We start from the raw sequence: 348 nt of genomic DNA on the forward strand, positions 1-348 counted from the left end.
GAACATTTAAGTGGACAGAAAAACCCATCAAGGTCTTTAATGGTGTTACCGTACAATCCATTAGAAAGAAGGACCTTAATGGGCACCACTATTTTATCATTCCAGCACCGTGTTGTCATTGAAACGCTTCATAATGAAGGACGTTCCTTGCGATACATCGCTAACTACTTAGGCTTTAGTAAGACCACCATCATTAACGAACTTCACCGGCTAAATAGTGAGTACCAGGCTGAGCTAGCGCAAACTGACTTTGAACAAAAGGTTAGTCAACGGGGGCGGAAGTCTTCGCTCACTAAAAACCTTAAACACTTGGTCGAGGAAAAGATTCAAGTCCAGAAGTGGTCCCCT

1 protein-coding gene is annotated in these 348 nt (G+C 43.1%); it reads left to right on the forward strand.

Going from position 1 to position 348, the window contains the following annotated elements:
• Nucleotides 1-78 precede the first annotated feature (78 nt).
• On the forward strand, nt 79-348 hold a 270-nt coding region (locus QOS06_RS10775; protein WP_283596068.1), incomplete at its 3' end, for a helix-turn-helix domain-containing protein.

This window comes from Limosilactobacillus sp. DJ3M12 (assembly GCF_947381695.1).
GTDB lineage: Bacteria > Bacillota > Bacilli > Lactobacillales > Lactobacillaceae > Limosilactobacillus > Limosilactobacillus kinnaridis.